Origin of the sequence: Methylobacterium sp. B1 (genome assembly GCF_000333255.1) — a bacterium.
Classification (GTDB): domain Bacteria; phylum Pseudomonadota; class Alphaproteobacteria; order Rhizobiales; family Beijerinckiaceae; genus Methylobacterium; species Methylobacterium fujisawaense.
Map to the genome: position 1 here is coordinate 1 of NZ_BACT01000348.1, position 3,680 is coordinate 3,680.

General features: G+C 71.5%; 4 protein-coding genes. All 4 read right to left on the bottom strand.

All coding sequences use genetic code 11. The features are described 5' to 3' along the window. A partial coding sequence (locus I53_RS10160; protein WP_251982280.1) for a phosphatase PAP2 family protein occupies window positions 1-660 on the bottom strand: 660 nt, incomplete at its 3' end. A 43-nt stretch (window positions 661-703) separates the two neighbouring features. Further along, complete coding sequence (locus tag I53_RS10165; protein ID WP_083936022.1) at window positions 704-1,843, bottom strand: acyltransferase family protein; 1,140 nt, start codon at window positions 1,841-1,843, stop codon at window positions 704-706. 140 nt (window positions 1,844-1,983) lie between these two features. Continuing rightward, window positions 1,984-2,487, bottom strand: coding sequence for a cupin domain-containing protein (locus I53_RS10170; protein ID WP_043349987.1), 504 nt, complete (start codon window positions 2,485-2,487; stop codon window positions 1,984-1,986). 183 nt (window positions 2,488-2,670) lie between these two features. After that, window positions 2,671-3,680: glycosyltransferase (locus I53_RS10175; RefSeq protein ID WP_043349990.1), on the bottom strand; the 1,010-nt coding region annotated here is incomplete at its 5' end.

The window sequence follows — 3,680 nt, forward strand, 5'->3', positions numbered from 1 at the left end:
GCCCAAAGCCGCGGGGAAGCTCGGAAACGTGATGATGCCCTCGACACGATCGAGGGAGATCGTCCGGAGCGTGCCGTCGCGCAGGCCGGTCAGATCCGCGACATGGACGTCGGCCGCGGCCGGCTCCAGCTGGGGGAAGTCTGCCGGAGACAGTCCCAGGAACTCGAAGTTCGCCATAGCTGGCGTCAGCGCCGAGATGAGGACCGTCACGGTCCCGGCGATGGCGAAGGCGAGGACGAAGTCCTGCAGGGCCCGCAACCGGCCGCTGAAGCCCAGCAGGATGACCGCCAGCATGGTCTGCAGGATCAGGCTGCGATAGGCGAGCGAGAGCACCAGCCCGAGCCGCGGATGGCCGTCCACGAAGGCCAGGTAGGCGCGCCAGTCCAGACCGAGCCGCTGGTCCCAGGCGTAAAAGGTCGCGTCCCAGAGCGGCCCGCCGGTGCTCGCCACGGCGTAGGACAGGGCGGCCGCGCAGGCGCTGAAGGCGATGACCTGCGCCAGGCCGTCGAGCGTGGCCGCGATGCGCGGTTCGGGACGGCGCGTGCGATAGATCAGCGCCAGGGCTTCGAGGCCCAGGCAGGCGCCGAGCGTGACGAGCGCGCTGTCCCAGGCGAAGCGCAGCCCGGCGATCGCCATCCAGACGCCGGTCGCGACCAGCATGGCGGCGATCAGAGGCCAGCTGCCGACGCGGCCTCGGGAACGCTCAGCGAACATCGGGGCCGATCGCGTGTGGCGCTGTCATCGAAGGTCTTGAGGCCGGACTGGCCGGGGATGGTCCCGCACAAGTCTTAAGGATCCGCATCGGAAAAGCCCGGCTTCGCCGCGTCGACCCGGGCGCGTCGATCCGAGCCCGCAGGCGCCATCGGCCGGCCAGCCCGTCGACCACGCCCTCGGCGCCCCTGCGGACGGCCCGGATCGGCCCTCGCAGCGACAGGGCTACCAGCAGGTGCAGCGGCAGACCGACGGCGGCCAGCAGCACCAGAAGACCCCACCTGTCCCAGTCCGGACGATACGGCGCCAGGAGCAGGAAGGCGCCGCTGACGATGTAGAGATCGAAGCTCGTCCGCCCCAGGAAGGCCGCCACCGCGCGCGGCGGACCGCGCAGCCGGCCCGCGACCGCTAGCATGAACCCGCAGCCCCCCACGGCCGTGACCGCGAAGAGCGCCGGGTTGCCGTACTGCCCCGTCGCGACATGGACGAAGTTCCGCGGCGCGCAGAGGAGGAGCACGGCCAGACCGCAGACGCCGAGCAGCGCGGACGCGTCGAGCGCGCGCCGGCCGAGCCGCCGGCCCGCGACGTAGAACGGCAGGGCGCCGAGGAGCGCGTGGATCTGCCAGAACGGGAAGGCCTGCGCGCTGCAGATCCAGGACACGGCCAGGGCGCCGCCCAGAACGACCCAATAGGCATGGGGAAAGGCCAGGGCGAGCGCGGCGGCGTAGACCACCCGCACCAGCCCCAGGGCGACCAGGAACCAGAGCACGCTCAGGCTGAGGTCACGGGCGCGCAGCATGTCGAGGAGTGCGCTCCCCGGCGAAACGGTGCCGTCGAGAAGCGGCGGGATCAGCGCGAGGGTGCTGAACGCCAGCGCCGTGAGGACGAGCTTCAGGGCGGAGAGGCTCGCCGCGGCGATATCCTCATCCCCCCTGACCCGGTCGACCATCCCGCAGAGCAGGAAGAAGAACGGCATGTGGAAGGCGTAGATGACCCGCCAGACCGCGAGGGCGGGCCCCGGGCTGGGCCCCGACGGGCCGTAGAAGACGGGCTGCAGGAGGTGGCCGAAGAGGACCAGCAGCACGGCGAGGCCGCGCGCGGCGTCGAGCTGCGTGTCGCGGTGTCGGGCCATGAGATCGGTTCGCGGCATCGGAAACCGGATGATGCCGCGCCATGTTTTAGCAAGCCGTATCACCCGCTTGCGGAATCCACCCTCGACGGCGCCCGCGCAGCGCCGCGCGTCGGGACGCACCGGCGGGCCGCGCCTTGATCTCAGCCGGTGACGAGGGCGCGGGCCCGGCGCAGCCAGCGCAGGGACGCCTCGATCAGGGTCGGGCTGCGATGCTTGAGGATGGCCGATTTCAGCAGCGTCCGGGGCACCTCCCAGAGCTGGACGGATCCCACGGGGAAATGCGCCACGTCGCCCGGCGTCAGGTGATGGCGCCGGCCATCCGCGTCGGTGATGAAGACCTCGCCGTCGAGGATGGTGACGATCTCGTCGGCGTGGTGGGTCCAGCGGAACGTGCTGGCCGTGGTGCGCCACAGGTAGACCTGCGCGCTCCCGTCATGGGTCTGCGCGACTTCCGCGACCTCGGTGACCGGATCGCCCGCGACGACCCAGTGCGCTGGGATCGGCGCCGGGGCAAAGGCGGCCCCGCCGGGCCGGATCGCCGTGCTGGCGACGGGACGCCCCTGCTCGTGCAGCCGGATCTCGGCGAAGGCGCCGGCGCCGACCAGAACCGGCAGGATGGCGGCGGCGACGAGAAACTTCTTCACGTTCAGCTCCGCACCTCGGCGCGCGGCCCGCTTTCAGGCGAAGACAAGACTATCCGCGCATTGCCCACGCAGGGGTAGCGGCTCGGGCGACCCTGTTCCAGCACAACCCCAAGATCTTCTTGGGTCGTCCTTAATGCGCCCGCGCCGGAGCGGACGCGGCCCGGGCCGCCCGTGCGATCCGGCTCAGGCCGCGTCGGCCCGGCGCTCCGTGATCCAGCGCGTCGCGTCGGCCCGCGGGGCGACGACATCGGTGTCGATGCGCAGTTGCGGGCTGTAGGCCGGATCCTCCGCGATGACGTCGCCCCAGCGGCGCAGGAAGCGCGCGATCTGCGAGCCTGGCGCGAAGCTGGTCTGCCGCGAGGCGCTCTCGTGATGCGCCATCTCGGCGAACGGCGTGTAGACGATGCGGTAGCCGAGCTGCCGCATCTTCAGGCACAGGTCGACGTCGTTGAAGTCGAGGGCGAAGGCCTCGTCGAAGCCGTTCACGGCCTCCAGCACCGCCTTGCGGGTGGCGAAGAGCGCGCCGGTCACCGCCGAGCAGTCGCGCTGCGTCAGGGCCCAGTCGCCGTAGGTCGGCTCGGCCGCGTCCCGGTTGTACCAGGGGTGGGCGAACACGTCGAAGATGCCGCCGGTCATACCGGCATGCTGGATCTTGCCCGTGGGAAACAGCAGCCGGCCGCCGACCCCGCCGACGCCGCGGTCCAGCGCGAAGGCCAGGAGCGCCTCGATCCAGCCGGGCCGGCGCACGACGAGATCGTCGTTCATCAGGATGACGAGATCCGTCTCGGCCGCGCGCCAGAGCGTGTTCATCTTGGCCGCGTAGTTGAACCGCTCCCCCGGAGCCCGGGTGGTCAGCAGGCGGGTCACGGCGAACCGGTCGGAGCGCCCGCGATAGATCGCGTCGTCGGCCACGTCGTCGCCGATCAGCACGCGGATCCTGTCGGCCGGGTAGGTGCTGCGGCCGAGGCTGTCGAGCAGGTTGATCACATGCGGCTTGGCGCCCTCCACGACGCGACCCTGATCGTCCTTCGGGCGGCTCTGGTTGGTCGGCACCACCAGGGTCACGCTGGGCCGCGCGTCGAAGGTCCGGCGGATCTCCAGCGTGTCCGCGGTCAGCCCGGAGACGGCGCGCAGGGGCAAGCCGGACGCGTCGAACCACCGGTCGAGGGCGTGGCGCGGGCCGACGCTCGCCT